27 protein-coding genes are annotated in these 26,391 nt (G+C 62.5%); 7 read left to right on the top strand and 20 right to left on the bottom strand.

Annotated elements, in window-relative coordinates; genetic code table 11:
• Positions 1-43: 43 nt before the first annotated feature.
• Entirely contained in the window at positions 44-976 is a 933-nt protein-coding gene (locus SGR02S_RS00595; RefSeq protein WP_067105070.1) for a 1-phosphofructokinase family hexose kinase, read from the bottom strand.
• 474 nt (positions 977-1,450) lie between these two features.
• On the opposite strand from SGR02S_RS00595, the gene SGR02S_RS00600 reads away from it, so the two are divergent.
• Together SGR02S_RS00600 and SGR02S_RS00605 are read left to right on the top strand one after the other, a co-directional pair.
• A complete protein-coding gene (locus SGR02S_RS00600; RefSeq protein ID WP_255211352.1) occupies positions 1,451-3,034 on the top strand; it encodes an MBL fold metallo-hydrolase in 1,584 nt (527 codons plus the stop codon).
• A 124-nt stretch (positions 3,035-3,158) separates the two neighbouring features.
• Positions 3,159-3,401, top strand: a complete 243-nt coding sequence (locus SGR02S_RS00605) for an HP1242/YdcH family protein (protein WP_067105074.1) — start codon at positions 3,159-3,161, stop codon at positions 3,399-3,401.
• Positions 3,402-3,487: 86 nt separating this feature from the next.
• On the opposite strand, the gene SGR02S_RS20750 is transcribed toward SGR02S_RS00605, so the two are convergent.
• The 5 genes from SGR02S_RS20750 to SGR02S_RS00630 are packed head-to-tail and all read right to left on the bottom strand — an operon-like array spanning position 3,488 to position 9,392.
• Positions 3,488-3,889, bottom strand: coding sequence for a hypothetical protein (locus SGR02S_RS20750; protein ID WP_439951045.1), 402 nt, complete (start codon positions 3,887-3,889; stop codon positions 3,488-3,490).
• A gap of 45 nt (positions 3,890-3,934) precedes the next feature.
• Entirely contained in the window at positions 3,935-4,762 is an 828-nt protein-coding gene (locus tag SGR02S_RS00615) for a universal stress protein (protein ID WP_067105076.1), read from the bottom strand.
• Between the two features lie 53 nt (positions 4,763-4,815).
• A complete protein-coding gene (locus SGR02S_RS00620) occupies positions 4,816-5,784 on the bottom strand; it encodes a calcium/sodium antiporter (RefSeq protein ID WP_067105078.1) in 969 nt (322 codons plus the stop codon).
• A 6-nt stretch (positions 5,785-5,790) separates the two neighbouring features.
• Complete coding sequence (locus tag SGR02S_RS00625; protein WP_067105080.1) at positions 5,791-6,690, bottom strand: universal stress protein; 900 nt, start codon at positions 6,688-6,690, stop codon at positions 5,791-5,793.
• 11 nt (positions 6,691-6,701) lie between these two features.
• Positions 6,702-9,392, bottom strand: a complete 2,691-nt coding sequence (locus tag SGR02S_RS00630; protein ID WP_067105082.1) for an HAD-IC family P-type ATPase — start codon at positions 9,390-9,392, stop codon at positions 6,702-6,704.
• A gap of 300 nt (positions 9,393-9,692) precedes the next feature.
• Here SGR02S_RS00630 and SGR02S_RS00635 point away from each other — a divergent pair, with 300 nt between their 5' ends.
• Positions 9,693-9,908: a hypothetical protein gene (locus SGR02S_RS00635; protein WP_218000073.1), complete on the top strand. Its 216-nt coding sequence runs from the start codon at positions 9,693-9,695 to the stop codon at positions 9,906-9,908.
• On the top strand, positions 9,895-10,170 hold the full coding sequence (locus tag SGR02S_RS00640) for an HU family DNA-binding protein (RefSeq protein ID WP_067105086.1): 276 nt from the start codon (positions 9,895-9,897) through the stop codon (positions 10,168-10,170). The genes SGR02S_RS00635 and SGR02S_RS00640 overlap by 14 nt, the downstream gene beginning before the upstream one ends.
• A 22-nt stretch (positions 10,171-10,192) precedes the next feature.
• On the opposite strand, the gene SGR02S_RS00645 is transcribed toward SGR02S_RS00640, so the two are convergent.
• From SGR02S_RS00645 to SGR02S_RS00690, 10 genes are all read right to left on the bottom strand, one after another.
• The gene (locus SGR02S_RS00645; protein ID WP_067105087.1) at positions 10,193-10,768 is read right to left on the bottom strand and encodes a replication-relaxation family protein; all 576 of its coding nucleotides are present in this window, start codon (positions 10,766-10,768) and stop codon (positions 10,193-10,195) included.
• A gap of 412 nt (positions 10,769-11,180) precedes the next feature.
• Positions 11,181-12,002, bottom strand: coding sequence for a universal stress protein (locus tag SGR02S_RS00650; RefSeq protein WP_067105088.1), 822 nt, complete (start codon positions 12,000-12,002; stop codon positions 11,181-11,183).
• 48 nt (positions 12,003-12,050) lie between these two features.
• Positions 12,051-12,971 carry a ribose-phosphate diphosphokinase gene (locus tag SGR02S_RS00655; RefSeq protein ID WP_067105089.1) on the bottom strand — a complete coding sequence of 307 codons (921 nt, stop codon included), beginning with the start codon at positions 12,969-12,971 and terminating at the stop codon, positions 12,051-12,053.
• Entirely contained in the window at positions 12,968-14,437 is a 1,470-nt protein-coding gene (locus SGR02S_RS00660; protein WP_082796857.1) for a thymidine phosphorylase family protein, read from the bottom strand. The genes SGR02S_RS00655 and SGR02S_RS00660 overlap by 4 nt, the downstream gene beginning before the upstream one ends.
• A 98-nt stretch (positions 14,438-14,535) precedes the next feature.
• The gene (locus SGR02S_RS00665; protein WP_065846146.1) at positions 14,536-15,573 is read right to left on the bottom strand and encodes a zinc-dependent alcohol dehydrogenase family protein; all 1,038 of its coding nucleotides are present in this window, start codon (positions 15,571-15,573) and stop codon (positions 14,536-14,538) included.
• Positions 15,574-15,611: 38 nt separating this feature from the next.
• Positions 15,612-16,448 (bottom strand): universal stress protein, encoded by an 837-nt coding sequence (locus SGR02S_RS00670; RefSeq protein WP_067105091.1) that lies wholly within the window; start codon positions 16,446-16,448, stop codon positions 15,612-15,614.
• A gap of 86 nt (positions 16,449-16,534) precedes the next feature.
• On the bottom strand, positions 16,535-17,560 hold the full coding sequence (locus tag SGR02S_RS00675; protein ID WP_067105092.1) for a zinc-dependent alcohol dehydrogenase family protein: 1,026 nt from the start codon (positions 17,558-17,560) through the stop codon (positions 16,535-16,537).
• 37 nt (positions 17,561-17,597) lie between these two features.
• Positions 17,598-18,113 carry a GNAT family N-acetyltransferase gene (locus SGR02S_RS00680; RefSeq protein ID WP_067105093.1) on the bottom strand — a complete coding sequence of 172 codons (516 nt, stop codon included), beginning with the start codon at positions 18,111-18,113 and terminating at the stop codon, positions 17,598-17,600.
• A gap of 304 nt (positions 18,114-18,417) precedes the next feature.
• Complete coding sequence (locus SGR02S_RS00685; protein ID WP_067105094.1) at positions 18,418-18,837, bottom strand: CBS domain-containing protein; 420 nt, start codon at positions 18,835-18,837, stop codon at positions 18,418-18,420.
• Positions 18,838-19,016: 179 nt separating this feature from the next.
• Complete coding sequence (locus tag SGR02S_RS00690; RefSeq protein WP_139181308.1) at positions 19,017-19,409, bottom strand: hypothetical protein; 393 nt, start codon at positions 19,407-19,409, stop codon at positions 19,017-19,019.
• 215 nt (positions 19,410-19,624) lie between these two features.
• Between SGR02S_RS00690 and SGR02S_RS00695 the strand changes: the two genes are divergently transcribed.
• The 3 genes from SGR02S_RS00695 to SGR02S_RS00705 are packed head-to-tail and all read left to right on the top strand — an operon-like array spanning position 19,625 to position 23,992.
• Positions 19,625-21,382, top strand: a complete 1,758-nt coding sequence (locus tag SGR02S_RS00695; protein ID WP_067105096.1) for a PHA/PHB synthase family protein — start codon at positions 19,625-19,627, stop codon at positions 21,380-21,382.
• 4 nt (positions 21,383-21,386) lie between these two features.
• Positions 21,387-22,808, top strand: a complete 1,422-nt coding sequence (locus SGR02S_RS00700; RefSeq protein WP_067105097.1) for a bifunctional enoyl-CoA hydratase/phosphate acetyltransferase — start codon at positions 21,387-21,389, stop codon at positions 22,806-22,808.
• Positions 22,805-23,992, top strand: coding sequence for an acetate/propionate family kinase (locus tag SGR02S_RS00705; RefSeq protein ID WP_067105098.1), 1,188 nt, complete (start codon positions 22,805-22,807; stop codon positions 23,990-23,992). Before SGR02S_RS00700 ends, SGR02S_RS00705 begins: the two co-directional genes overlap by 4 nt.
• A 66-nt stretch (positions 23,993-24,058) precedes the next feature.
• Here SGR02S_RS00705 and SGR02S_RS00710 read toward each other — a convergent pair whose 3' ends face one another.
• The 4 genes from SGR02S_RS00710 to SGR02S_RS00725 all read right to left on the bottom strand — a co-directional run bounded on the left by SGR02S_RS00710 (position 24,059) and on the right by SGR02S_RS00725 (position 26,341).
• Positions 24,059-24,817, bottom strand: a complete 759-nt coding sequence (locus SGR02S_RS00710) for a SpoIIAA family protein (protein ID WP_067105099.1) — start codon at positions 24,815-24,817, stop codon at positions 24,059-24,061.
• Between the two features lie 128 nt (positions 24,818-24,945).
• Positions 24,946-25,314 carry a c-type cytochrome gene (locus SGR02S_RS00715; protein WP_067105100.1) on the bottom strand — a complete coding sequence of 123 codons (369 nt, stop codon included), beginning with the start codon at positions 25,312-25,314 and terminating at the stop codon, positions 24,946-24,948.
• 67 nt (positions 25,315-25,381) lie between these two features.
• Positions 25,382-25,789, bottom strand: a complete 408-nt coding sequence (locus SGR02S_RS00720; protein ID WP_065846093.1) for a group II truncated hemoglobin — start codon at positions 25,787-25,789, stop codon at positions 25,382-25,384.
• A 132-nt stretch (positions 25,790-25,921) separates the two neighbouring features.
• Complete coding sequence (locus SGR02S_RS00725; protein WP_065846094.1) at positions 25,922-26,341, bottom strand: response regulator; 420 nt, start codon at positions 26,339-26,341, stop codon at positions 25,922-25,924.
• Positions 26,342-26,391: the final 50 nt, after the last annotated feature.

Below are 26,391 nucleotides of genomic sequence, written 5' to 3' on the forward strand. Positions count from 1 at the left end.
ACCGCCCCGACAGTCGCGCGGGATATACCGATCTTCGCAACACTCAGGGTATTTGCGGCGTCCGTTGGTAGAGGCGTTCGATGTCGTTTGGCCTGGCGAGATCATGGCCCGGGCTCATCACGGCGGCAGCGCCAGCGGCAATGCCGAAACGGAAGGCTTCGCCCATCTCCCAGCCAATCGAGATCGCAAACAGCATGGCGGACAGGAAGCTGTCACCGGCACCAACCGCGCTTTTCGCCTCGATGGGGGCAGCTGGCAGGAAAAGCGGTCCGGCGGCGCTGGCAAGGATCGCGCCTTCATGGCCCATGGTCACGGCGACATGAGCGGCTTGTCCGGATCGAACGATTTCGAGTGCCGCATGGGCGATTTCGTCGGGATCGCCGAGTTCGAGCCCGGTCAATTGCCGCAACTCGCCGATGCTGGGCTTCACGAGAAAGACGCCGCCTTCATCGAGGCCGCCCTTAAGTCCCGGTCCTGAACTGTCGAGGACGACGGGAATATTGCGCCGGCGCATCAGCGCTACGACCTGACCGTAGAAATCGTCGGGCATGCCGGGCGGCAGCGACCCGCTCAACACCATGAAATTGCACTGCGCGGTTTCAAGCTGGTCAAGGCAGGCCTGCCACTCGGCGGGCTGGATGGTCGGCCCCGGTGGAACGAAACGATATTCCTTGCCGCTTTCGAGTTCGAGCACGGCGGATGCGACGCGGGTATGGCCCGCGATATAGATGCGATTGTGGACGAGCTGATGGAGGTCGAGCAGGCCGTCGAGAGCATCGCCTGTGGCACCGCCCGCCATATAATAGCTTCGGGCATTGCCGCCGAGGCGAACAAAGACCCGGGCGACGTTGATACCGCCGCCGCCTGGGCTGTAGAATTCGGATTTGGTCCGCATCTTGCGCGTGTGGAACATGCGATCGACTTCATAGGCGACGTCGATCGTCGGGTTCAGGGTCAGCGTGGCAATGTTCGTCATCCCGCCATTTGAGCGGGCTGGATGTATTCCAGTCTATCCGCAATATCCCCAATTCGTGCCGCCGGTGCGGCATGCCAAGGTAGCCCTGTCGGGCGTCGCAATCCCGCTGTTGCTTGGCGTCGTTCTGTCCCTCCTCTCAAGGCGCAAAATGAGTTCGTCCGTTCCGCCATCATCACACTGGTCTCGCTATCCGTGATTGCTTGCGTTCTGGAACTGTCCGGGCTTCTCGATCGCGCTATTGCAGCAGACGCGAGGCCCCGCGAACGAGGCGATGCGAGGGGGATCTGGCTGCTACCCTCCGATACCACGGTAGCAGTGCTGATGTTTTTCCGTTTTGATGAACGATCCAGCAGGTGCATGTCGGTGTTCGCTAAGGAAAATCTCTCATAGCGGGAGCATAGCGCGTCACTAAGGTGTCACGGATCAGAACCCCGCCAATTTGGAGCATGTGCAGTGACGAATAACGAGCCCAGGATCACCTTCCACGGCGCCGCGGGGACAGTCACAGGCTCGTGCATGGAGCTTGAACATGACGGCCGCGCGATCCTGATCGATTGCGGCCTGTTCCAGGGGCCCCGGACGCTCGAAACGCTCAATCGCGAGCCGTTCTCGTTCGATGCCCGCAAGATCGCCGCGGTCGTCCTCACGCACGCGCACATCGACCATAGCGGTCTATTGCCAAAGCTTGTCGCCGAAGGCTTCAGGGGGCCGGTCTATGCGACGCCGCAAACACGCGACCTTCTCTACCACATGCTGCCCGATGCCGGGCGCATCCAGGAAAGCGAAGCGGAGCGCCGCAACCGCCGTCGGGACCGAAAGGACGAGGAGCCGATCGAGCCGATCTATACCGAGGCCGATTCCAAAGCGGCCTATGATCAGATCGAGACGGTCGCGCTCAACAAGTGGTTCCAACCTGCGCGGGGCTTCACGGCCCGGTTGTGGAATGCCGGCCACATCCTCGGCTCAACCTCCGTCGAGATGCAGGTAGGCGAAACGCGCCTGCTCTTTTCCGGCGATCTCGGCCCGGATCACAAGGCCTTCCACGCCGATCCCGAAGGGCCAGCGGGGCTTGATCATGTGATTTGCGAAAGCACCTATGGGGATCGGGCCCGCGAGGACCTGACGATCGAACAGCGGCGCACGCTCCTTGAAGCCGAAATCAAGGCTGCGTTGACGCGTGGCGGCAATCTCGTCATCCCGGTCTTCGCGCTGGAGCGGACGCAGGAACTGCTTCTCGACATCGCCATGCTCATCAACACCGGACGCCTGGCCCACCCCCAGGTATTCATCGACTCGCCCCTGGCGACGCGGGCGACCGAGGTGTTTGCAAAGCACGCCGGCGAGCTCGAGGACATGGGTTCGGGCGAGATCTTTCATCATCCGTCGTTCCACTATGTCCTGAACGCCACGGAATCGATGCGGCTCAACAGCCTGTCCGGCGCGATCATTCTGGCAGCTTCGGGGATGTGCGAAGCCGGGCGCATCCGTCATCATCTGCGGCATAATCTGGGACGGCGGGAATCGACGATCTTGTTCGTCGGCTTCCAGGCGGCCGGGTCGCTCGGCCGGACCATTCTCGATGGCGCCAACCGCGTGCGGATCTGGGGGCAGGACGTTGCCGTCCGTGCCCAGATCCGCCGGATCGACACCTATTCGGCGCATGCCGACCAGCAGGATCTTCAGCGATGGATCAAGGCGCGGCAGCCGATCGATGGCAGTCTTTTCCTGAGCCACGGCGAGTCCGGGTCGATCGAGACATTTCGCCGGCTGCTGCAATCGGACGGGGCGGCGGCATCGATCATCGCCCCGAAGCTGGGCGAAACCTATGCGCTACCGGCGCGCGCGCCAGCGCGGCGCCTCAAGACGGGCGACCCCGAACTGCAAGGCGCGGTCGGGCGCGACTGGCAGAATGACTACGCCGATTTCTCGATCCGCCTGAAAAAAGAGCTCCAGGGTATTGAGAGCGCCTCGGCGCGGCGCGAAGCCCTGGCGCGGATGTCGGAGGTCCTTCGCTCGTACCAGGACCATCGCGACAAGCGGAAAGCGAAGAACGGCTAGATTTTCCTAGCGGCGCGGCGACGGGGATAATCGGATCAGGCCTGGAACGGATTAGGGAACCTACTTATGGGCGCGCCTTGGCGTGTCTTCTATTACGTTCGCGTGGAAACCAACGGAGTAAGACATGTCGAATACACCACATACATTGGGCGAAGAATTCCCGGACCAGATGGACAAGATCCACGCGCTGAAGGTTTCGGACCCGATCTTTGCTCAGCTGCTCGCCACTTATGATGAGGTAAACGACGAGATTCATGTGGCCGAAACGAACGTTCAGCCGACGTCGCAGGATCGTGAAACCGAACTGCGCAAACGCCGCTTGGCGATCAAAGACCAGATCGCCGAAGCGATCTCGCAGATAGCCTGATTGGTTGAGAGGGGCCGGGTGCGCTGCGCCCGGCCTTCTTCCGCGCACGCGTTATGGAGAGGTGAGGGGGGAGCTGGAGAAAGACCCTACGCCCTCAACCTGACTGAAGTGCGGGCGACGTGTCTTGAGGTCGCGACCTGGCGGAGCGGCGATGCGCGAGTTGTCACGCCATCGGCGAAACCAATGCGAGCCCCAACCGGCTCGCACCGCCGTTTCGAAATCTCTACAGACAATATCCGGTCGATGCTTTGCAGCCGGCGTTCCTGAAGGGTCTTGAGGTCGGTCACCGTGATATGCCGCGTTTTATCCTGACGCCGCAGGAGGTCACGGACATCATCGCGTTCCTTCATGACCTCAACCCATGCCGCAAGCGGTCGTCGGATGACGCGGCCATGGCGCAGTGTTTCGCGCCCATGGAATGATGAGATATGCAGCGCCAGCACAGGAAAGCTGGATAATCCGGAATTGGGAGGGGGCCAGCGCATCACCGCTGCCCCCTCCTTGCCCAGAAGGACGCTTTGCGCCGCCCGCCCTCAGCGCGACATCAGGACGGGAAGGCTGACGTCGTCGATCAGGTCGCGCGTGACGCCGCCCAGCAGGATGTCGCGCACCCGCGAATGGGCGAAGGCGCCGATGGCGAGAAGGTCAGCTCCAGTTTCTTTTGCGAAATTCTGGAGGGCCACGGAAACACGCCGGCCGGTCGAACTCACCACATGAACGTCGACCTTGAAGCCGTGGCGGGCGAGGTGGCGGGCAATATCCGAGCCGGGAGCGGGACCGTGACCTGCGGCAGTCGGCTCCGGATCCACGCAGACGACGTCGATGACGGCGCCCGGATCTACAACATCGATAAGATCCCGGGCGGCGCGGCGCGCTTCGCTCGATGCATCCCATCCCAGAACGGCGCGTCCCACGCGCTCGAGCCTGGCCTCGTCCGGCAGGGTCAGGACCGGTCCGCCCGATCCCGTCACGGCGGCCTGCAGACACCGGCGGCGCAGTTTCTGGTTCTCGAAAGCCGAAGCACCACCGATCAGCAGCAGATCTGCATAACGCCCTTCAATGCGTGACGCGCCGCCGAGATAGGCAAGGGCATCCGCGACCGGCCGGATCTCGACCGGGATCGGCCCGTTTTCAACCGCGGCCTTCACCGATTCCGTGCGGCGCTTCGCCTCATCATCGATGCGATCCAGGATCACCGGATAATAATCGAAAGGTGGCAACACAGCGGCATTATCGAAAATGTCCATCATCAAGGATATTGCGAGGTGCGCGTCCTGCGCGGCGGCGAACGCCGTGGCGTGCTTGATGAAACCGCGGGCGGCTTCTCCATTGTCGACGATTGCAACGAGGTCTTTCAGCATGTTTCCCTCCTTCTTGGTTGATCAAAATCTTCACTTGCTGGGCATAGTGGATGTCATGTGCGCTGGATGATGAGGTAGCTGAGATAGGCTGCGTAAGCGCTCACGAATAGGCCGCCTTCGAACCGCGAAATCTTGCGGCTGCTGACGAAAATCGGAATGCAGAGCAGCGCTACTCCCAGCATGACCGGTATATCGATGCGGATGAGATGGCTGCTGACATCGATACCATCGGCCGGAATGAGGCAGGTCACCCCAAGAATCACGAGGATATTGTAGACGCTACTGCCGATCAGATTGCCGATCGCGATGTCGCGCTCTCCCCGGATCGTTGATATGATCGTGGTCACGAGTTCGGGCGCCGAGGTACCAATGGCAACGATCGTCAGGCCGATGAAGGCGTCCGATACATTCCAGAGACGTGCGAGATCGACAGCACCTTCGACGAGCCAGTCGGCGCCGACAACGATGATGACGAGACCAATCGCGAGCATCAGCATCTCGGTTACCGCCTGACGGTTGGCGAGGCGCCGGGGTCCGAACTCACGGGCAAATTCCAGCTTGACCTTAAGGCTCTCTCGCCGGGCCGCGCGGATGACCGCCAGCGTGAATATCACGCCCATGGTGACGAGCACGAGGCCCTCCAGCCGCGACAGCGTGCCGTCCCAAGCAAAGGCGAGCAGCGTGGCCGCGGCAATGACGATCGCGGGGAGTTCCAGGCGCAGCGTCTGCATCTGGATCGCCAGCGGTTGCAGCGCAGCGCTGAGGCCAAGGATAAGGAGGATGTTGACCGTATTGGTGCCGGCGATGTTCCCGATCGCAAGTGAGCCGTTGCCCTGAATGGCGGCCTCGATACCGACGGCGAGCTCTGGCGTGCTCGTTCCAAGCGCGACCACGGTAAGACCGATCAGCAGCGGTGAAATGCCAAGGCGCGCTGCCAGTGCCGCGCCGCCTCTTACGAGCAGTTCGGCGCCGGCGATCAACGCGGCAAGCCCGACGCCAATCCAGACGATCGCATGAGTCATTGGCGGTTAGTCTGCCTTGCGCTTGGCGGGATCGGGTACGAGAAGCACGTCGCCGGGCACCGCATCGATGATCTTGCGCGCCGTGCTGCCGATCAGGGTTTCATAGACCATCCCGCCGCCATGGGTGCCCACCACAGTGAGATGGCGCCGGGAGTTCTCGGCATAGTCCCGCAACAGTGCCTCGGGCACGCCATGTTCGATCATGCGGCTGACCTTGCGGGCGGCATCAGGTGTGAGCCCTGCTTCGGCCAGGAACTTGTCGGCCGCGTCCTTGCCATATCCTTCGAACTGCTTCTCGATCTCTGCGCGGCCAAGATAGCCGGCAAAGGGCACGTCATAGGCGTGAAAAAGCGAGAGGCCTGTATCCGGGAAAAACTGGATGGCTGTCTCGAGCGCAACGCGGGAGGATTCCGAAAAGTCCGTCGCGACGAGCATGGTTTGATAAGGCTCGAAGGCACGGTCGCGCACGATGAGGACCGGAACAGTGGACTTGCGAATCAGCCGGTCGACCGTGTCGCCAAGGAACATGCGCGCCAGCAACTCGTCGCGGGCGACCCCGGTGATGATCAGTTCCGCATGGGAAGTCCGGGCGCCTTCCAGGACCACCTCGGCCGGCGAGCCCGTCTCGACATGAACGGCGATGTCGATATTTGGATCCTCGCGCACCAGATCCCTGTAGATGCGGTCGCGAGCCTTGCGAACCGGGTCGGACGGACGGCGCCAGGACGGCAGGTCGCGCAGACTTCCGGACAGGGTCATAGTCTCGGGCGGAGCAAGTGCGTGAATGACGGTGAGTTCGGCCTGCCACGCCCTGGCGACGAGTAGGGCACGGTCGAGCGCCCGGTCGCAACGATGGCTGAGGTCGGTTGCCAGCGCCAGATGCTTGGGGAAGATGCCCTGGGTCATTTTTCGTCCTCCTAAGTGTTGAGTTCCTTGAACCAGCCCAGTCGCCGCATGATGTGCTTTTCGACCTCGAGCAGGAGCATGAGAGCCGCGCCGGCAAGAACGAGCAGTGCAAGGTCGGTGATGGTGAGCGGTCGCGAGTTGAAGATCGCGTTCATGAACGGAGCGTAGGTGAAGAGTGCCTGGCCCAGGACGAGGACAGTGATCGCGATCAGCACGGCGGGGGTGCCTACTGCGCCGCGCCATGTCAGCGACGTTGTGTGGAGATAGCGGACGTTGAAGAGGTAGAAGATCTCCGCGACGATGAACATATTGACGACCATCGTGCGCGCGACTTCGAGGCCGCGCCCCTGATCGAGCGTGTAGAAGAAGATGCCGAGCGTGACGGCGGCGAACAGCACCGACACCAGCACGACGCGCCAGAGGAGGAAGGGTGAAAGGAGCGGCGCGCCGCGCTCGCGCGGGCGGCGCTGCATCGCGCCGGGCTCGGTGGGTTCGAAGGCGAGCACCAGGCCAAGGGTCGCGGCGAGGATGAGATTGACCCACAGGATCTGGGTGGCCGACATCGGCAGGGCAAATCCGAGGAGGATCGCCAGAACGACCGCCAGCGTCTCACCGCCGTTCGTGGGGATCTCCCAGGAAATGACCTTCCTGATGTTGTCGTAGACGGTCCGGCCCTCGCGTACGGCGCTGACGATCGAGGCGAAATTGTCATCGAGGAGCACCATGGAAGCGGCTTCCTTCGACGCCTCGGTCCCCTTGATACCCATCGCCACGCCGACATCGGCCTGCTTGAGCGATGGCGCATCGTTGACGCCGTCGCCGGTCATGGCGACAATCTTGCCTTGCGCCTGCAGAGCGCGGACGATGCGAAGTTTGTGCTCTGGACTGGTCCGGGCGAAGACAGAGACGCGGCTGACGACCTGTTCGAGATCCTCGTCCGAAAGCTTCTCGATCTCCAGGCCAGTCATCACCTGCGGGTCGTCCGCCAGGTCGAGCTGGCGCGCGATCGCCAGCGCCGTTGCGGCATGGTCGCCGGTGATCATCTTGACGGCGATCCCGGCTGAGCGACACTCCGCGATCGCTTCCTTCGCTTCAAGGCGCGGTGGATCGATGAAGCCGACAAGTCCGAGCAGCTGGACGCCCGCCATGACGTCGTCGAACGAGATCCGCACTGTATCCGATGGCATCTCCTTCGCGCCAAATGCGAGGACGCGCTCGCCCTCGTTTCCAGCGTCAGAGATGGTATTCTCCCAATAGCCGATGTCTTCGGGCAAGGTCATTGCGAAGAGGGCTTCGGGCGCGCCCTTGACGAAGAGGATCATCGTTCCGTCAGGTCCGCGGCAGAGCGTCGCCATGAAGCGGTGCGCGGCATCGAATGGAATTTCGTCGAGCCGTTCCCATTCGGAGCGCTCCAGTTCCGGATCGACGGCCGCCTTCATGGCCAGGGCGAACAGCGCTCCCTCCATGGGATCGCCTTCGACGCGCCATTCCTCGCCGACTTTGCGCAGCGACGCATCGTTGCACAGGAGGCCGCAGCGGATCAGCGGCATGGAAGCGGCCATGGCCTCGGCCTGGTCGCCGACGCCCGCAATCTGGATATGGCCCTCCGGGACATAGCCTGAGCCGCTGGCGAGCATGGTGCATCGCGCCGTGATGATCCGGCGGGCCGTCATTTCGTTGCGCGTCAGTGTACCCGTCTTATCCGAGCAGATCACGGACGTGGCGCCGAGTGTTTCGACGGCCGGAAGCTTGCGGATGACGGCATTGCGAGCCGCCATCCGGCGCACGCCGATGGCAAGGGTGATGGTGATGACCGCGGGCAGGCCTTCCGGCACGATGCCCACGGCCAGGGCGACGACGGCGATCAGGGCATCGACCCAGTCGTAGCTCCGCACGAGGACAGCGAAAGCGAACAGCGCCAACCCCCCTGCCAGCACGAACCAGGTGAAGCGGCGGGCAAACTGGTCGATCTGCGTCAGGAGGGGCGTCGCCATCACCTCGACCGACTGGATCAGCGTGCTGATCCGTCCGATCTGCGTATGCACGCCTGTCGCCACGACGATGCCGTTCGCTTGCCCGGCGGCGACCAGAGTGCCGGAGAAAACCATGTTCTGTCGGTCTGCAAGAACCGTTTCCTCGGGCAGCACCGCATCATGCTTTTCGGCCGCGACCGACTCCCCGGTCAGCAGAGCCTCGTCGATCAGGAGGCGGCGGGCGTGGAGAAGCCTGAGATCGGCCGGGACACGGTCGCCCGCTTCGATGAGAACAAGGTCGCCCGGGACGATGTCGGAAACCGGGATGGTCTGCCGGACGCCCCCCCGGATGACGCTCGCCTTCGGTGCGATCATCTGCTGGATCGCTTCGAGCGCCTGTTCGGCCTTCCCTTCCTGGATATAGCCGATGATCGCATTCACGATGACGACGGCCACGATGACCGCGGCATCGATCATATGGTCGAGCAGCGCGGCTGCGAGCGCGCCGGCGAGCAGGACGTAGATCAGGGTATTGTTGAACTGGGCCAAAAAGCGCAGCAGCGGATTGCGCCGGGATGCCTTGGGCAGCGTATTGGGACCGAAACGGGCAGCTTGCCGGTTGACGTCCTGAGCTGAGAGGCCGGCCAGTTCCACGTCGAGGATCCTGGCGATCTCATTGCTCGGTAACGCATGCCAGCGCATTTCTTCCAAATCGACGGGCGCCGACATCAAGCTTCCTTCAGATAGGTTCAGGCTATGGGAATTGGGCACAGGGAAGCACGGTTCTGACGTCGCTTCTTTATGTTTCTGAGCTGCGCTCCGATGCCCTCCAGTTCGATCCACAATCGGGGTCACCTAGCTGGAGGGGCCGGGTGGTTCGCAATCCGGTTATATCCGTAGCGACGTCACCGTCCTCGGCCGATAAGTAAGTTTGGATTAGACAAGTGCGTATCGTCCGCAAAGGCTATGCAACCCCTCATGAACCGCCGTCTGGCAATCCTCCGTCTGCAGGCGCATGGTGGCCGTTTGATGACGCGCCTGATCGCGAAGGCCACCGGGCTTGATGTCAAAGCAGCCCAGGAATCGGCTAGCTGCGTCGCGAACGGCCCCCACGGGATGCTTCTGGATGCGAATTGGGTCGGCATGGGATTTCCGCGGATGACGCGCGATGCCGGGCCCGCTAGGAGCGACCATAACTACGACCGCATTTCAACACAGGAAGGCCAAGTCCATGAACAACACTGATCTTGCCGAAAAGATCGCCGCCGAACAGGGGATCACCAAGGCTGACGCGCGCAAGATTGTCGATGCGGTGTTCGCAGGGATTGGCGAGGCTGCGGCCAAGGGCGAGGAAATTGCGCTCAACGGGTTCGGCAAGTTCAAGATCAAGGACAGCCCCGCACGGGAAGGCCGGAACCCGGCCACTGGCGAGCCCATGACCATCAAGGCATCGCGGAAGCTTGGCTTTTCGGCCGCGAAGGCCCTGAAAGACAAACTCAACCCCTAAGCCGGCCCGGCCACTGCCCTGTTCAGCCGAAGGCGAGCGAGCCTTGCCGTTGCTGCGGAGGAGATGGCCGGACCTCACCTGCCCGGAGAAGTTTTCGAGCGGCCGGCGAAAGCGTGTAGACCGCCTGGCGTTGACCGCCTCGATTGTGGTGATCGACGCGGTAGCCCTGATAATGCCTGTGCAGGATTCCTGCGCGCACGAGGTCGGATACCGCGCGGCTCACGTTCGTCTTCCCGGATGCGCGAACCCGCGTCCGAACTTCCGCATCGATTTCGCGTTCGGCGTCTGCGGGGTTCTGAGGCAGGGTTCCCGCCGCCTCCATCTCCTGGCGAACACGATTGGCCAGAGCCATCCTGCGCGGGTAGCTGCTGCCCATCGGGACGAGGGCGTCACACAACCACTCCCGGATGGGGATGGCGCTCCCGCCTTCGACGACGAGCGGGCCGGCGCTGCCATTAGGCCCAGCGATCTTCGCAATCAGATCGAGGATCATGTAGGCGTAGCGCGGCCGCGAGGAGCTTTGCGAAAGCAGTTCGACAAGACCGGGCATATCGAGCGGCCTGGCATCACGATCAGATGTGAGGCGGGTCTGGAGCATGCGAGAATCATGCACAGGTAGAACGAAAAGTGAATCCCTCCATTGGCTCTAAGTAACATTTGTCGGCTGTGACACTTTGCCCGCCGGTAAAGTGTCACAGATGCCGGTTTGCAATCAGAATTAGCCTGACGCTCCCTCAGTGCTGAGGCGGCAGCAGTGTTGGCCCAATGCGACGAACCCAGCGCAGCAATCATCTTTATCCCGAGGCCGCCGTCCCGGCGACGCGATCTCCTGCCATTGCGACCACACGGCTCTCAGCTTTCAGCCGGGAAACCACCGCGCTTTTCTCGTCCTGCAGAACATCGCCGTCGACTTCCTCAATTGTTCAGGATGGTATCGGACATGGGCTATCGCCTTCTTTCCGCAGCCATAGCCCGGCGCCCCGCGGAACCGCGGGAGCCGAACGCAGCCGTCAGTGTGAAAATAGTAAGGGGAGCGGCGCCCCACCAAGCAGGTCGCGGGTGACGCCGCCAAGGATCATCTCGCGCAGGCGCGAGTGTCCGTAGGCGCCGAGCGCAAGCACGGTTGCGCCGCCGTTCCGGGCGGCCGTCACGAGCGCGTCGCCATCTGCCTCATCGCCACCACGGACCGGCACCACGGTCGATACGAAGCCGTGCCGGGCGAGGTGGCGGGCTATGTCGGCACCGGGCTCCGATCCGTGACCGTTCACGGTGGGTTTCGCGTCGAGAACAAGGATGTCGATTTTGGCTCTTGGAGAAGCAAATGCCGTCGCATCGCGAAGTGCATGCGTCGATTCCCGAGTGGCGTTCCAACCGATCGCGAGATGCTCTATCGCTCGCGCCTTATACCCGCCCGGAACGATCAGGACGGGACGTCCCGATGAAAACAGGATGCTCTCGGCGGTTTCGCGACGGATCGGTGGGTGATCATAGCTGTTGGCCGGCCCGAAGAGAATGACGTCGGCATAGCGGGCATAGACCGCCGTCTTGACGAAGATCACTGAGGGTTGGTCCGAAATCGTGCGAACCTCGACATTGGTGGAACCTGCGAGCGCGGCGATGCGCTGCTGCTTGGCCTCCACCGCTTCGGTGTAGTCCTGCAGGAAGGCATAGGGCCGCGCGATCGTCAGGGCGTAGTCAGCCGATGGAAGGGCCGAGAGTATTACCAGAGAAAGGCTGGCGTTGTGAAACTCGGCGAAGCCAAGAGCGTCTCGTAAGAACTGTTCGTCCTTGTCGCCGGTATCCACAACCGCGAGGACATCCTTGATGGCCATATTTTCCTCCAGCTTGTGGAAATTTTCTACCCAGTGCCGCCGCTCGGTTCATTTGGGTCTATTACGTAATCGCTTCGCATCGATGGCCGCGACCTGGCCTCCCAGCGCGTTACCGAGTATCGCCGCAAGCGCGATCGCATTGCTGGAATGCGGGATGCTGTCGGTTGTCACCAGGCGGCAGCCGAGGCCTCGCAGCATCGCTTCGGCATCAGATGCAAAGAGGCCATGGACCGCGAGGCCGATCGGCGCGGGGAACCCCTGCTCGAGGATTTCCCGCGCGGCGTTCGCAAGGGTGTGTCCCGATGAGATGACATCATCGACGAGGATCGGCATTCGACCTTTCCAGGCCGAGAGGTTCGCCGCCGCAATGAGGACATCTCGGTCGCCCCGGCGCGACTTGGTGAACACGGCATGCGGCGCGTCGATCAGCCCGGCGATGGCGCCTGCCCATTGTTCACTCTCGCTGTCGGGGCCGATGATGAGCGGCGCCTCGACATGATCGCAGATCCATTGCGCCAGAAGCGGTGACGCGGTGAGCGCCTCGGTTTCGATCGAATAGATCTCCTGCAGGTTGCTGTATCGATGCAGATGGGGATCAACCGTGACGAGCCCGTCAAATTCGGCAGAGATCAGCTGGGCGAATTGGCGCGAGGTGAGCGCTTCGCCGTCATGGAACCGGCGATCCTGCCGCATATAAGCAAGATAGGGCGCCACGAGATGGACGGATCGTGCACCGCTCTCGCGCAGCAGCCGCGCCGCGAAGAGCAACTGCAGAAACTGGTCATCGGGGCGTGCGAGCGTGCACACCACCGCAACGGCGCACCCCGCAACGGCTGAATGGAGGCGAATATAGCTCTCGCCATCGGGGAAACGGCGCAACTCAAGCTTTCCGACCGAGCATCCGACGCGCTCGGCGATGGCGTAGGTCATGCGCTCGTTCCCGGGCATCGGAAACAGCATCATTGTCATGGCACGATCACGATCATGTCCGGATTGGAAGCGGCGTAGGTCAGGGCGTAGGCCATCTCACCCCGCGACTGGGCATGAAGGGTCAGCAGAGGTTGGCCGGCGATAATATCGTCGCCGAGGCTGACATGTAGGCGCATGCCCGCCGCCGGCACGTCCGGAGCGCCGGCAAGCTTTGCCAGACGGGCAATCCGGCGATTATCGATGTGCGTGACCCGGCCACTGTGGGTTGCCATGATCGGGTGGGTCAGTCTGGCCGTGGGCGGCGTTCGCATTCCGCCCTGTGCTTCGCATATGCGCTGGAATTTCTTCCAGGCGCTGCCATCGGCCAGCGTCTGTTCGGCGAGCGCCCTTCCCGTCCCTGCCAAAGCCACCTCGCCGATTTCGAGGATGACGCCCGCAAGAATGCAGGCGCGATCGCGCAGATCCATGGGCGCGTCCGGGTCTCCCGTCAGAACGGCGAGGACATCGCGCGCCTCGAGCGCGGGGCCGATAGCCCTGCCGACCGGCTGTGTTCCATCGGTCTGGACACAGCGCGTGATAAGGCCGAACCGGCCAGCGACGGTGGTCAGCGTCGCGGCAAGACGTTCGGCGGCGTCTGCGCTGCGAACCTTGGCGGTTGGTCCGACCGGGATGTCGAGCACGACATGGGTAGCTCCCGCCGCAATCTTCTTCGACAGGACCGAAGCGATCAATTGTCCTTCGGTGTCGATGTCGAGCGCGCGCTCCACGCCGATGAAGATGTCATCGGCAGGGCTCAGGCGTACCGCCCCGCCCCAGGCAAGGCATCCGCCTTCGGAGGCCACCACACGTTGCATGGCGTCGAGGTCAAGGTCGACCCGGGTGAGCGTCTCCATGGTATCGGCGGTCCCGGCCGGGGACGTAATCGCGCGCGACGATGTCTTGGGCATGGTGAGGCCGCAGGCGGCCGCAATGGCGACAATGATCGGCGTCGTCCGGTTGCCGGGCAGTCCCCCGACACTATGCTTGTCGACGACGATCTCGCTCGGCCAGCGCAAACGGTCGCCGGCGTCGACCATGGCCTTGGTGAGAGAGTAGGTCTCGTCCTCGTCAAAAGGCAGCGCCGCCGTCGCGGTAAGGAAAGCGGCAAGATGCACATCCGAATAGCGGCCGGCGACAACATCTTCAACGATGCTCCGCAGGGCGGCGGTATTCAGTCTGTGCCCATAGATACGCTGCCGGACGCAGGTGATCGATTCGAGTGGTGGCGCATGGCCGACCTGGACGATGGTCCCTTCGTCGACACCAAGCGCTTGCCAGGCGGCTTCAGAGAGACCGATCTCGTCCCCCGCGAGGAACTCGCCATCGACCTGGAAGAGCGTCGCGGCGATCGGCCGACCACCGTTGCGGATATAAATCTGGGTGTGCGCAGCAAGGCCTTCAGCATGACAGACCGGACTGTCGCTCCGCATGACAGCGATCAGCTCATGATGCGTGTGAAGGCGCAAACGGCGTGCGCGCGCGAAGGACGGTTCGACCTGGCCTGGGACATCGAGAAAGTGTTGCGCCTGCAACGGAGCGGAGAAGCCGCCGGTAGAAACCTCCTTCACGTGGCGATGACCACCTTCAGGGCCTGGGAAGCGGCCGCGTTCGAGAAGGTCTCATAGGCGACGAGGATGTCATCGAGCGCAAAACGGTGGGTAACGAGCTGCTCCGGCTGCAACCGCTTCGCTTCAACCGTCTTGAGAAGCATCGGTGTGCTGACCGTATCGACAAGACGCGTCGTGATCGTGACGTTGCGTGACCAGAGCTGTTCCAGATGGAGGTCGACTTTCGTGCCGTGCACGCCGACATTGGCGATCACCCCGCCGGGCGCGACGAGTTCCTCGCACAGACCGAAGGTCGCAGGCACGCCGACCGCCTCGATCGCGGCATCGACGCCCTTGCTATCCGTGAGATCGCGAACCAGGCGCACGACGTCTTCACGCGAGCTGTTGAACGTATGCGTGGCGCCGAACCGGCGCGCGACAGCAAGGCGGTTGTCGTCGAGATCGATCATGATGATGCGAGCCGGCGCATAGAACTGCGCGGTGAGCAGGGTCGCAAGACCGATCGGACCTGCGCCCACGATCGCCACGCTGCTTCCCGGCGCGACCTTCCCGTTGAGAACCCCGCATTCATAGCCGGTGGGCAGGATGTCGCTGAGCATGACGAGCGCTTCCTCGTCCGCTCCGGCGGGTATCGGATGGAGGCTGTTGTCGGCATGAGGAATGCGGACGAATTCCGCCTGCGTCCCGTCGATGGTATTGCCCAGGATCCACCCGCCGTCGGCACAGTGCGAATACATCCCGCGACGGCAATATTCGCAGCGCGCGCAGGAGGTGATGCAGGAGATCAGGACATGATCACCAGCCTTGAAGCTGCCCACCGCAGTGCCCACCTTTTCGACGATCCCGACACCTTCATGGCCGAGAATCCGGCCCGGCTCGCAAGTGGTGACATCGCCCTTGAGAATGTGCAGGTCGGTGCCGCAAATCGTCGTTTTCGTGACCCGCACAATCGCGTCGGTCGGCGCCTGCAGGTCGGGCTTGGGGCGTTCGTCGAGGCTTTTCTGGCCAGGACCGTGATAAACCAGGGCTTTCATGGCATCCTCCATTCGCAATCTTTCACGATTGCCGATCGTCAGTGTACGAAGACGATCGGCAATCGCTGGCGCGCGAGGAGTTCGCGCGTCACGCCGCCCAGCACAAATTCCACGGCTCGCGAGCGCCCATAGCCCCCGATGACGAGCACGTCAGCGCGCTGCTCGAACGCGAAGTTCTGCAGAGCATCTGACGTTCCATGCTCCGCTGAAGCAATGGCGTGCACGGCAGCATTGTGGCCATGGCGGGTGAGATGGCGGGCGATCTGAACTCCCGGCACGGGCTGGTCGGATTTATAGCCGTCAAGTGCATCTACGATGACGACATCGACCGCCGCGCCAGGTTCGGCCAGATCGAGGATCGCCCGTGCAGCCCGAAAAGCTTCAAGCGACGCGTTCCATCCAAGCGCGGCATGGGTGATGGGCGCCGGCTTCCAGGTCCCCGGCATCACCATTGTCGGCACGCCCGCGAACATGAGCGCCTCGGTGATGTGGCGGCGCAGACCATCGCTCTGCCAGCCACCAAGTCCGGGGATGAGGGCGATATCGGCATGCTGCCCTTCCGCCTTGGCAAGGCCGGGGAGAAGGCCGGGTGCTTCGAACAGCGCGTGAACCTCGACGTGAACCGGCGCGCCTTCCGCACGCTTGCGAACCGCCGCGACATGCTCTTTGCGTTGGGCGTCCGACACCTCCATGGCTGTGGCATAGGCCATCGGATCGACTGCTGCCGCCCAGGCGAGGTTTTCGGTCACGACGACGATCGTCAGCGCCGCGTCATAGAGACCCGCATAAGCGACCGCCTGATCGACCCCTGTCAGCGAGGAAGCTGTGCCGTCGACAACGGCGAGCACGTCCCTGATCGATGTGTTCTTGCTCATGGTCGCATCATCGTTCCGAACGATCGGCGTCGCACTCCGTAACATTACCAAGGGCCGCCCAGACGCCGGCCAGACCGCGAACTGTGCTAGAATCGTTCCTGGCGTTGATAATCTCCCGGTTCTCCGGGGAGGAGAACGGCCGCGCCGACCAACGCCCCTGCGCGAAGGCGCTCAAGGGCAATGTTGGCGTCGACGAGGGGGAAAGCGGTCGTGACCGACTTAACCCGAGCCTTTTGTACAACCTTGAAAAAACTCGTCCCGTCGTCGCGGGTGAGATTTGCAACCGAGGCGATCGTACGTTCGCCCCAAAGATCAGCATAAGGGAACGCAGGGATGTCGCTCATGTGGATACCGGCGCAGATGACCCGCCCGCCCTTGCGGGTAGCGCGGAGCGCGGCAGGGACCAACGCGCCGACCGGCGCGAAGATGAGCGCGGCATCGAGCTCCGCAGGGGCCGGTTCGTCCGATGATCCAGCCCACATGCAGCCAAGCGACCGCGCAAAGTCCTGACCTTCGCTATCGCCCGCTTTGGTGAAGGCGTAGACGTCCCTGCCCTGCCAGATGGCGATCTGCGCGATGAGATGCGCCGCGGCGCCAAAACCATAGAGTCCGATGCGCCGCCCGTCGTCGGCGGCGCGCAGCGAGCGCCAGCCGATGAGGCCGGCGCAAAGCAGCGGCGCAGCCTCCTCGTCCGCGTATGAAGCGGGAATATGGAAGCAGAAATGAGCGTCGGCAACGGCATGGGTCGCATAGCCTCCGTCTCGCGTACATCCGGTAAAGCCGGGCGTGTCGCACAGATTCTCACGCCCGGAGCGGCAATAGTCACAGCGCCCGCAGCTATGCCCCAGCCACGGAACGCCCACCCGGTCGCCCGGCAGGAAGCCGGTCACCCCTTCCCCCAACGCGGCGACGATCCCGACAATCTCATGGCCCGGGATAATCGGAAGCGCGGCGGTCACTTCACCGTCGACAATGTGGAGGTCAGTCCGGCAGACACCGCAGGCGGTCACCTTGATAAGCAGTTCCCCTGGTCCCGGGTCTGGAAGCGCGCGGGCGACAAGTCGAAGCGGGCCGCCCACTGCACCGAGTTCCATCGCCCACATATCCGTCATCGCAAGGCATCCTTTCGAAGGTGCCATAATCAGTCCATCATTGAAGCTGCTTTGATACAATGACGAGGGTGGCATCATCCGGATAGGCCTTCACCGTGAAACCTGAATCCCGCTCCACTTCGATCGCCTTCTGGTTCAGCCGGCTTTCGACAGCCTCCAGCGTGCGGCAGCCCCGCGTCTTCGCATGATCCGCGGCGCGGTTGAGAAGCGTCCAGCCTACGCCTTGATGCTTGTAGTCCGCGCGAACCGCGATCGCGACTTCAGCACGCTCCCCCGCTGGTTCGATCGCGATCATGGCTGATCCAACTAGCGCCCCGTCATCGACGAAGGCCAGGAAATCCTCCGTCTGCTTGTGGTCGACATCGATCATGGAGGCGATCTGGTCGTCGGAGACCCTGAGCATTGCCGTGAGGAAACGGAAGCGCAGATCTTCGGGGGTGACCTTGTCGAAAAAATCTCTGAGCAAAGGTCCGTCGTCGCGCGTGACCGGCCGCAAGGACAGGCTCAGCCCCGATCGGGTCACCACCTCGGTGAAGGACGGGATATCGGACATACGATCACCTCATCTTCGATGTTGGTCCATGCGGAAAGGACGATACGCTTCCGGCACCATCGGGCGCGTCGTTGCGCTTACGAGCGCAATTCCGCAGCATGGTCAGCCAGGCTGACGAATCCTTTGCTGGCGACGCGATCGGGAGGATAGCCGAGCGTTGAACTCAATGGGCTTGGGAAGTTTACGTAACCGAATCCGCAGCTCGCCGCCTGCAGTGAAGTGACAACGGTGATGGCCCATCCACCGGATCCATCTTACACCATTGCTCGCTTAGGCTCATGAGGAGTACAGCTTGATCAATCCGTCATTCGTCCAGAAGGGTCCGGAGAATGTCGGCCCGGCTGATGAGTCCGACCAGCTTGCCGTTCGAAATCACCGGCAGTCGCTTGACGCCGTGCCGCTCCATCAGGCCGATCGCATCGGTGAGCGAAACATCGCCGTCGACCGTCACCAGCTCGGTCGACATGAGCTCTCCAACCCGCGTTGAATCCAGTGCATCCCTGCGGACTTCCCGCCCAGCATCGAACAACGAGTCCAGCCGAAACGAATCCGTTGCCTTCCGGAAGAAATCGCCTTCGGAAATGAGGCCATGAAGTTCGCCGTCCCGATCCACCACCGGCAACGCGCTGATGTTGTGGTTACCCATGCATCGGATTGCTTCCGCCAGGGAACTTTCTGGGGTGACGGTGGCCGCCCCGAGTGTCATGATGTCGCTCGCTTTCATGCCCTTGGTCCTTCCGCTTTCAAATCCTGATCATCACTGAAGTCCTGCAACCTGACGATCGGTCTCGTATAGGTTCCGTTGCTGGTCAGGTTCACTCCTGAGGGCGACGGTCCTTTTCATGACAAAGGTTTTCCCGCGTCCCGCGCACTCGGAAAATGACGGTTCGTGTCCCTTTCGGCTCAGGCATTGGTCTCGACATTGTTCGCAGCCGGCACAGCAGCAGCGCCGGCGGCAGTATTGGCGAAGGCCTGGAGCGGCGACAGGAAGAAGGCGCGCAGAGGCTCAAAGGCGACGGACAACTGCGCCGTCTCGCTTTCCGGCGAGAAGAGATCCCCGGCGGTCTCCTGCCATTCTTCGAACGCCGCCTTTGTGTCGGTGGCGAGAGCCAAACGGTTCTGCTCCACCTCCTGAGCAACTTCAGAAAATTTTCCCGGCTCGAAGAAGGCGCCCAGCGCATGCGCCCCGATCGCGGCCTGCCGCGCCCCGGTCGTGCGGGCGATGTCAAAGAACCTCAGCGCGAGTTGACGGTTGGCGCCGGCGATGGCCACGACCTGATCGAGTGGGAATGTCATCGTTGGATCCTTTTCATCATGATATCCGCGAGACGCGCCTGTCATCGGGCCGCAACCATCGGTTGCGATCATATGCAGGCCCTCTCCCACGGAAACGCAGTCTCTTTACCCTGATTGGTTCCATGCGAAGAATTGGGATGTATACGTATCGGTCGGCCGCTGCCGATCGGATAGGTGCACAACAGGCTAAAGCATGACCCACGCGCGGCAGGTTGATGATGAATGACATACAGCATGTTGCCGCCGACCCGCTCGACGGCATCAGCCAGACCCTCGATCGTGCGGCTGCGGTTGGCATCGCGCAGCTGACGCACGGGCTATCGCCGGTGACGATGGTCCTCGCGGCAACCGACTGGATGTTGCACCTCGCCAGCGCCCCCGGCAAGCAATTGCAACTGGGCGCCAAGGCCGCAAGAAAATGCTGGCGCTTGTCCGATTATATCGGACGAAGCCTCAGCGATCCTGCTGCCGCCCCCGCGATCGAACCTCTGCCCCAGGACCGCCGGTTCACCGATCCGGCATGGAAGGAGCCGCCCTTCAATCTGATTGTCCAGGCTTTCTTGCTGAACCAGCAGTGGTGGCACGCCGCGACCACCGGGATCGGCGGGGTGAGCAGGCACCACGAAGACATCGCCGAGTTCGCGGCCCGGCAAATCCTCGATGTCTTCGCGCCAACCAATTTCCTTGCCACCAATCCGGTCCTGCAGCGCAAGATCGTCGAAACCGGCGGGCGGTGCGTCGTCGATGGCTTCCGCAACCTCATGGAGGACATGCAGCGCCTGGCGCGCGGCGAGCCGCCCGTGGGCGCGGAGGACTTCCCGGTGGGCGAGAAAGTCGCGACCGCCAAAGGGAAAGTCGTCTATCGCAACGCGCTCATCGAACTCATCCAGTATGAGCCCACGACGGAGACAGTGCGGCCCGAACCGATCCTGGTCATCCCCGCCTGGATCATGAAATACTATATCCTCGACCTCTCGCCCGAGAATTCGCTGGTGCGCTGGCTGACAGGTCAGGGCTTCACCGTCTTCATGATCTCCTGGCGTAATCCCGGAAAACAGGATCGCGACCTCGATCTCGAAGCCTATCGCCGGCTTGGGCCGATGGCCGCGCTGGACGCGATCGACACGATCACGGGCGGTCAGAAGGTGCACGCCGCCGGCTACTGTCTTGGTGGCACGCTGCTGTCGATCGCCGCGGCAGCAATGGCACGAGACGGTGACGAGCGGCTCGCCAGCGTCACCCTGCTGGCGGCCCAGACCGAGTTCAGCGAACCGGGCGAACTCGGCCTGTTTATCGACGAAGCCCAACTCAACATACTCGACAACATGATGTGGGGCCGCGGCTATCTCGACGGCGCGCAGATGGGTGGCGCGTTTCAGATCTTGCGGTCGAACGATCTCGTCTGGTCGCGCGTGCTCGGCACTTACCTCATGGGTGAACGTGAACCGATGAGCGACCTTATGGCCTGGAACGCCGACGCAACGCGCATGCCCTATCGCATGCACAGCGAATATCTGAACCGCCTGTTCCTGAACGACGATCTGGCCGAAGGGAAATACAAGGTCGATGACCGCACGATCACGCTGTCGGCGATCGATAAACCCATGTTCGTGGTCGGCACCGAGCGCGACCACGTCGCTCCATGGCGTTCGGTTCACAAGATTCACCTGCTGACCGGCGCGGAGATTACTTTCGTGCTCACCAGCGGCGGGCATAACGCCGGGATCGTTTCCGAACCGGGTCACAAGGGCCGCTCCTATCGTGTGATGACGCGTGAGGCGTGCGGACCATCCTATGATCCCGAGGCGTGGCTGGAACGAACGGAGGACAAGACGGGGTCCTGGTGGACCGAGTGGGGCGCCTGGCTCACGGCTCGCTCGGGAACGCTGAGCGCGCCCCCGGCCATGGGCGCGCCCGACAAGGGCTTCACGCCCCTTGCCGACGCGCCCGGCCTATATGTCCTGGAGAAATAAGCGAATGACCGACGACGCGTTCATCGAGAACCGGACGTTTGAAGAGATCCGGATCGGCGACACGGCGAGCGTGTCGCGAACCTTGTCGGAGAAGGATATCCAACTGTTCGCGCTTGTCTCGGGCGACGTGAACCCGGCGCATCTCGATGCCGATTTTGCGCAGACGGATTTCTTTCAGCGGATCATCGCCCATGGCATGTGGGGCGGCGGCCTCATCTCCGCGGTGCTCGGGACCGAGTTGCCCGGGCCGGGGACGATCTATCTCGGCCAATCGCTGCGCTTCATCCGTCCGGTGGGCATCGGTGACGTGATCACCGCATCCGTCACGGTGACGGAAAAGAAGCCCGAGGGCTGCGTCCTCGTCCTCGACTGCCGCTGCGTGAACCAGAAGGGTGAGACCGTCATCACCGGGCAGGCCGAGGTCCGCGCGCCATGCGAAAAAGTGCGTCGCCCGCGCCTGGCGCTCCCCGACGTGCGGGTAGCGACACATGACGGATACCGGCGTTTGATCGAACAGACGCAGGACGGAGAGCCCATCGCCACCGCGGTCGCGCATCCGTGCAGCGCGGTGGCGCTCGCGGCGGCGGTGGATGCCGCCGAAGCGCGCCTGATCGCGCCGATTCTCGTCGGCCCGGAAAAACGCATCCGCGCCGCTGCCGAGGAAGCGGGAAGAGACATTTCCGGCTTCCGCCTTGTGCCTGCCGATCACAGCCATGATGCTGCCGCGAAGGCCGTCGCACTCGTGCGGGCTGGCGATGCGAAGCTGCTGATGAAAGGCTCGCTGCATACCGACGAACTCATGGGCGCGGTTGTGTCAGCCGCAACCGGTCTCAGGACCGAGCGGCGGATCAGTCATGCCTATGTGATGGACGTGCCGGGGCATCCGACACCGCTCATCATCACCGATGCGGCCATCAACATAACGCCGACCCTGAAGGACAAAGCCGACATCATTCGCAACGCGATCGACCTCGCGCATGTCATCGGCATCGCCGCGCCCAAGGTCGCCATCCTCTCCGCGGTCGAGACGGTCAATCCCGACCTGCCCTCGACGCTCGACGCGGCCGCTCTTTGCAAGATGGCCGACCGGGGCCAGATCAGCGGCGGCATCCTCGACGGTCCCCTCGCCTTCGACAACGCGATCAGCGAGGCCGCGGCCCGGGAGAAAGGGATCGTCTCGCCGGTCGCCGGGAAGGCTGAAGTTCTGGTCGTTCCCAATCTCGAAGCCGGCAATATGCTCGCCAAGCAGCTCACCTTCCTCGGCGGCGCCGACGCCGCCGGTGTCGTTCTCGGCGCGCGGGTGCCCATCATCCTCACCAGCCGCGCGGACAGCGAACGGACGCGCCTTGCGTCCTGCGCGATTGCGGCGCTGCTCGCGCGCGCCGCCCCGAAAGCAGCGCCCGGGCTTCCACAGGCTTCCGCATGAAGGCGGTCGTCAGTCTCAATTCGGGCTCGTCGAGCATCAAGTTTGCGTTCTTCACCCTGGATGACGCGGGCCACCCGGAGCATTCGGCCGGCGGCAAGATCGAGAAGATCGGGATCGCACCGTCACTGGTCGCGCGCCGGGTCGATGGCAGTATCCTTGCCGAGCGCACATGGAAACAGGGCGCTGGCCTGACGCACGCGGAACTCCTCAAGGATCTGTTCGATTGGGCCATCGATCACCTCGAAGGCCGGGAAGTGATCGCGATCGGGCACCGCGTCGTTCATGGCGGGATGCGTTTCGCTACGCCGCGGCGCGTCGATGCGGGCCTTCTCGACGAACTCGACGCGCTTTGCCCGCTCGCACCGCTCCATCAGCCGCACAATCTGGCCGCGATCCACGCAATTGCAGTCATGGCGCCAGACCTTCCCCAGATCGCCTGTTTCGATACCGCGTTTCACCACGACAAGCCCGAGGTCGCCGCGCGGCTCGCGCTCCCCCGCACGCTGCATGAGCAGGGAATCCGCCGCTATGGATTTCATGGACTGTCCTACGAATATATCGCCGGGCAGTTGCGAACCATCGACAGGGCGCTTGCCGATGGGCGGGTGATCGCGGCGCATCTCGGAAACGGCGCGAGCCTGTGCGCGATGCGGGACGGGAAGAGCATCGACACGACCATGGGGTTCTCGACCCTCGATGGGTTGATGATGGGAACGCGTTGCGGGACGCTCGATCCGGGCGTCGTGCTTCACCTTCAGACGCAACTGGGCATGGGCGCGGACGAGGTCGACGACCTGCTCTACCGGAAATCTGGCCTGCTTGGTGTTTCAGGCATATCCAGTGACATGCGTGTCCTGACGGCAGACCCGAACAGGCAGGCCCAGGAGGCTGTCGAGCTTTTCGTCTGGCGGGCTGTCCGCGAATTCGGCGCGCTCGCCGCATCGCTCGGCGGCGTTGATGGTATCGTCTTCACCGCCGGGATCGGCGAGAACCACGCGGAGATCCGCAGGCGTATTTGCGAACGGCTCGGCTGGCTGGGACTGTCGATCGATGACGATGCGAATGCCGCCAATGCCCTTTGCATCTCCGGCGGGGAGAGCCGCGTGAAAGTCCTTGTCATTCCGACCGACGAGGAACGGATGATTGCCGATCATACACTGGCCGTTCTGCGGTCGGAATCGTGATCCGGGTGTTACCGGTTCGCCCATCACCGCATCGTCACCCTCCCGGCCTGACCTTCGCGACCAAGTCTATCGGTCACCGTCCTCGGACAGCCAGGCCCGCGCCGCATCCTCGCCATCCAATGGGAAATGGCGCAACTCCATCTTGAGCAGAGGATCGAAAAGCTTCACCAGCGTCGCCAGCCAATCCGATCCACCGATGATCGCATAGCGCGACACGCGATGCAGCAGGGAGAACTTGCGTTCGATAGTTTTCGGGTCAGCCAGGATTGCCGGTTCGAAGCCGTCATAGCGCTTCATCCGGACCAGTATTTTCAGCGGCGAATCCGACTGGGCGACCTCGAAAAGATGGGCGTACAGGCCATCGAGTTCATCCGCCGTAATCCGACCGTCTACCTCGAACGCCTGGATGTCGTCGTCGCCAGAAATGCGGTGGACGGCCTGAGGGTGCGGGGTATCGCACTCACCCTTCACCCAGGCGAGCGCGCGGTCACGCTGGGCGACCGGATAGACCTCGTAAGACACGTAAGGCAGTAGCGCGCTTTCGATGCGTGACGCAATGCGGACCCAGGACTGATCCGTGACGATAGCGATTCGGCCGAACTGCTTGAGCCGCGCCAGATAATGAAGAACATGGCGAAGATCGTAAAACAGCGCATCGGGCGCAATGGATTGAAGGTCCAGTACTTCAACGAAGATATGAACCTTGCTTTCGCGCGCGAACGCTTCGTCCAGGAGCCGAAAGGCGAGTTCCATTTCGTCCTTTTCGATCCGTTCGCCTACCGAGAGGGCAATGATATCCTTCTCGCCGTTCAGTTGCGTGAGCATGGTTATGTCCTTCAGTGTTCGAGCCGAAGCCAAGTTGAGTGGTAAGATTTGGCTACGCTGCCGATCGACGTGACCCTCTGCGGTCACCGACCGACCAGCTTATTGCCAGCGGCAAATCCCACCGGAGATTACTGGATCGGAGGCCGGTAATCGGCATTCTTGAGAGTCAGCATGTAAGCCGCAAGCGCATCGATCTGCTCCGGCGCGATTTCGAAGTTCATGATCTCGGGGAAATTATGTGAATTCCGGAGCCATGGGTTCAAGGTGCGGGCGGTCAGTCCGGGGGTGTTGATGATCGCCTCAAACGATGGCGCCTCCGGTTTGGGCGAGATACCGGTATCGATCGCATGACAGGCCGAGCAATGCTTTTGGGCAAACGCCAGTCCCTGCCGCTGGACCGCCAATTCGGTTCGGTTGCTTTCCTTTGCAGGCCTAGCCTGTCCGGTCGCGATTGCTCCGCTGACAACCACGACGGCAATCAGGATCTTCAAGCGCATCGCAAGTTCCAGTAGCGGCTGTCATGGGCGGCGTCCGCGACCGCACGTTCATGATCGATGAAGCAGGTCACATCGCTTGTCCCGGGTTCCGAGCCATGCCCTGCGCCATGGCACTGAGCGCTTCGGCCATCTTGCCGGCAATCCCGGGCTCTACTGGCGAGGCCGTGATCGCGCGGCGCATGGCATCCACCCACTGGTCTGCCGTTTCCCGAGTGATGGGCAGACGTGCATGCGCGGACATCATGCAGACGCCCGGATGTTCGACGAACCAATCGCGCGGGCCGCCTAACCAGGCGTTGAGGAAGCCGGCAAGAGACACGCGCATGGATGCGAGGTCCTCAGCGTGAAGGTCGCGCAATTGTGCGTAGGCGGGGTCAGCTTCCATCAGGTCGTAGAAGTGATCGGTAATCTGGCGAACGATCCTTGCTCCACCGATAAGATCGAAAGACGTCTGCGATTGCTCGGCTACGGTCATCTGGTCTTCCTTTGCCTGATGGGCCTATGCGGATATCAATGTATTCAGGCGTGTCACGGTTCTGACGGTGATTGTGCCTTGATTGCGTGCGTGGCTATCCAGGCACGCAGAAATGTCACAGATTCTGTCAGATCACGGAGGCCAGCGACCACGCACGCCGCAAAGCTCCTCCAGGGCTGATCGCAACCGCGCCAGCGTATAGGGCTTTTGAATCACGTCGCGGACCCCGCGCTGCATGATCTCCACCACCAGGCGGACGGGTGGTGCGGCGATCTGCAGAATGATCGGCTTTTTCCTAATAAAATCGGCATTCTGATCGAGTGTGGCGATTAATTGCGGCAATGGGAGACCATCAAGAAGAACGACGTAGGGAGAGGTAAGCGGTGGTCGGCCCAGAAATGTCTCGAAATTTTCAACACTGCCAAGCCAGGTGACCGGACCGCTCGTCAACTGCTTGGCGATGGCAAACTCCTCGTCCGGACCAATGCCTATGAGATGCGTGGGACACGCGTCAGCCACGGCGCCTTCTGCGCGGGCAAAGCCATCATTCATTGGGCGCCCTGCGACCAAGTCCGCGCGGGCTGAGGCTCAGCAAATGAGGG

This window comes from Sphingopyxis granuli NBRC 100800, assembly GCF_001591045.1.
GTDB classification, from domain to species: domain Bacteria; phylum Pseudomonadota; class Alphaproteobacteria; order Sphingomonadales; family Sphingomonadaceae; genus Sphingopyxis; species Sphingopyxis granuli.

Bases quoted from the DNA above. Each gene is read 5' to 3' on its own strand.
- SGR02S_RS00595 (WP_067105070.1), bottom strand. From the start codon at position 976: ATGACGAACATTGCCACGCTGACCCTGAACCCGACGATCGACGTCGCC.
- SGR02S_RS00605 (WP_067105074.1), top strand. From the start codon at position 3,159: ATGTCGAATACACCACATACATTGGGCGAAGAATTCCCGGACCAGATG.
- SGR02S_RS00615 (WP_067105076.1), bottom strand. From the start codon at position 4,762: ATGCTGAAAGACCTCGTTGCAATCGTCGACAATGGAGAAGCCGCCCGC.
- SGR02S_RS00620 (WP_067105078.1), bottom strand. From the start codon at position 5,784: ATGACTCATGCGATCGTCTGGATTGGCGTCGGGCTTGCCGCGTTGATC.
- SGR02S_RS00625 (WP_067105080.1), bottom strand. From the start codon at position 6,690: ATGACCCAGGGCATCTTCCCCAAGCATCTGGCGCTGGCAACCGACCTC.
- SGR02S_RS00630 (WP_067105082.1), bottom strand. From the start codon at position 9,392: ATGTCGGCGCCCGTCGATTTGGAAGAAATGCGCTGGCATGCGTTACCG.
- SGR02S_RS00635 (WP_218000073.1), top strand. From the start codon at position 9,693: ATGACGCGCCTGATCGCGAAGGCCACCGGGCTTGATGTCAAAGCAGCC.
- SGR02S_RS00640 (WP_067105086.1), top strand. From the start codon at position 9,895: ATGAACAACACTGATCTTGCCGAAAAGATCGCCGCCGAACAGGGGATC.
- SGR02S_RS00645 (WP_067105087.1), bottom strand. From the start codon at position 10,768: ATGCTCCAGACCCGCCTCACATCTGATCGTGATGCCAGGCCGCTCGAT.
- SGR02S_RS00650 (WP_067105088.1), bottom strand. From the start codon at position 12,002: ATGGCCATCAAGGATGTCCTCGCGGTTGTGGATACCGGCGACAAGGAC.
- SGR02S_RS00655 (WP_067105089.1), bottom strand. From the start codon at position 12,971: ATGACAATGATGCTGTTTCCGATGCCCGGGAACGAGCGCATGACCTAC.
- SGR02S_RS00665 (WP_065846146.1), bottom strand. From the start codon at position 15,573: ATGAAAGCCCTGGTTTATCACGGTCCTGGCCAGAAAAGCCTCGACGAA.
- SGR02S_RS00670 (WP_067105091.1), bottom strand. From the start codon at position 16,448: ATGAGCAAGAACACATCGATCAGGGACGTGCTCGCCGTTGTCGACGGC.
- SGR02S_RS00675 (WP_067105092.1), bottom strand. From the start codon at position 17,560: ATGACGGATATGTGGGCGATGGAACTCGGTGCAGTGGGCGGCCCGCTT.
- SGR02S_RS00680 (WP_067105093.1), bottom strand. From the start codon at position 18,113: ATGTCCGATATCCCGTCCTTCACCGAGGTGGTGACCCGATCGGGGCTG.
- SGR02S_RS00685 (WP_067105094.1), bottom strand. From the start codon at position 18,837: ATGAAAGCGAGCGACATCATGACACTCGGGGCGGCCACCGTCACCCCA.
- SGR02S_RS00690 (WP_139181308.1), bottom strand. From the start codon at position 19,409: ATGACATTCCCACTCGATCAGGTCGTGGCCATCGCCGGCGCCAACCGT.
- SGR02S_RS00695 (WP_067105096.1), top strand. From the start codon at position 19,625: ATGATGAATGACATACAGCATGTTGCCGCCGACCCGCTCGACGGCATC.
- SGR02S_RS00700 (WP_067105097.1), top strand. From the start codon at position 21,387: ATGACCGACGACGCGTTCATCGAGAACCGGACGTTTGAAGAGATCCGG.
- SGR02S_RS00705 (WP_067105098.1), top strand. From the start codon at position 22,805: ATGAAGGCGGTCGTCAGTCTCAATTCGGGCTCGTCGAGCATCAAGTTT.
- SGR02S_RS00710 (WP_067105099.1), bottom strand. From the start codon at position 24,817: ATGCTCACGCAACTGAACGGCGAGAAGGATATCATTGCCCTCTCGGTA.
- SGR02S_RS00715 (WP_067105100.1), bottom strand. From the start codon at position 25,314: ATGCGCTTGAAGATCCTGATTGCCGTCGTGGTTGTCAGCGGAGCAATC.
- SGR02S_RS00720 (WP_065846093.1), bottom strand. From the start codon at position 25,789: ATGACCGTAGCCGAGCAATCGCAGACGTCTTTCGATCTTATCGGTGGA.
- SGR02S_RS00725 (WP_065846094.1), bottom strand. From the start codon at position 26,341: ATGAATGATGGCTTTGCCCGCGCAGAAGGCGCCGTGGCTGACGCGTGT.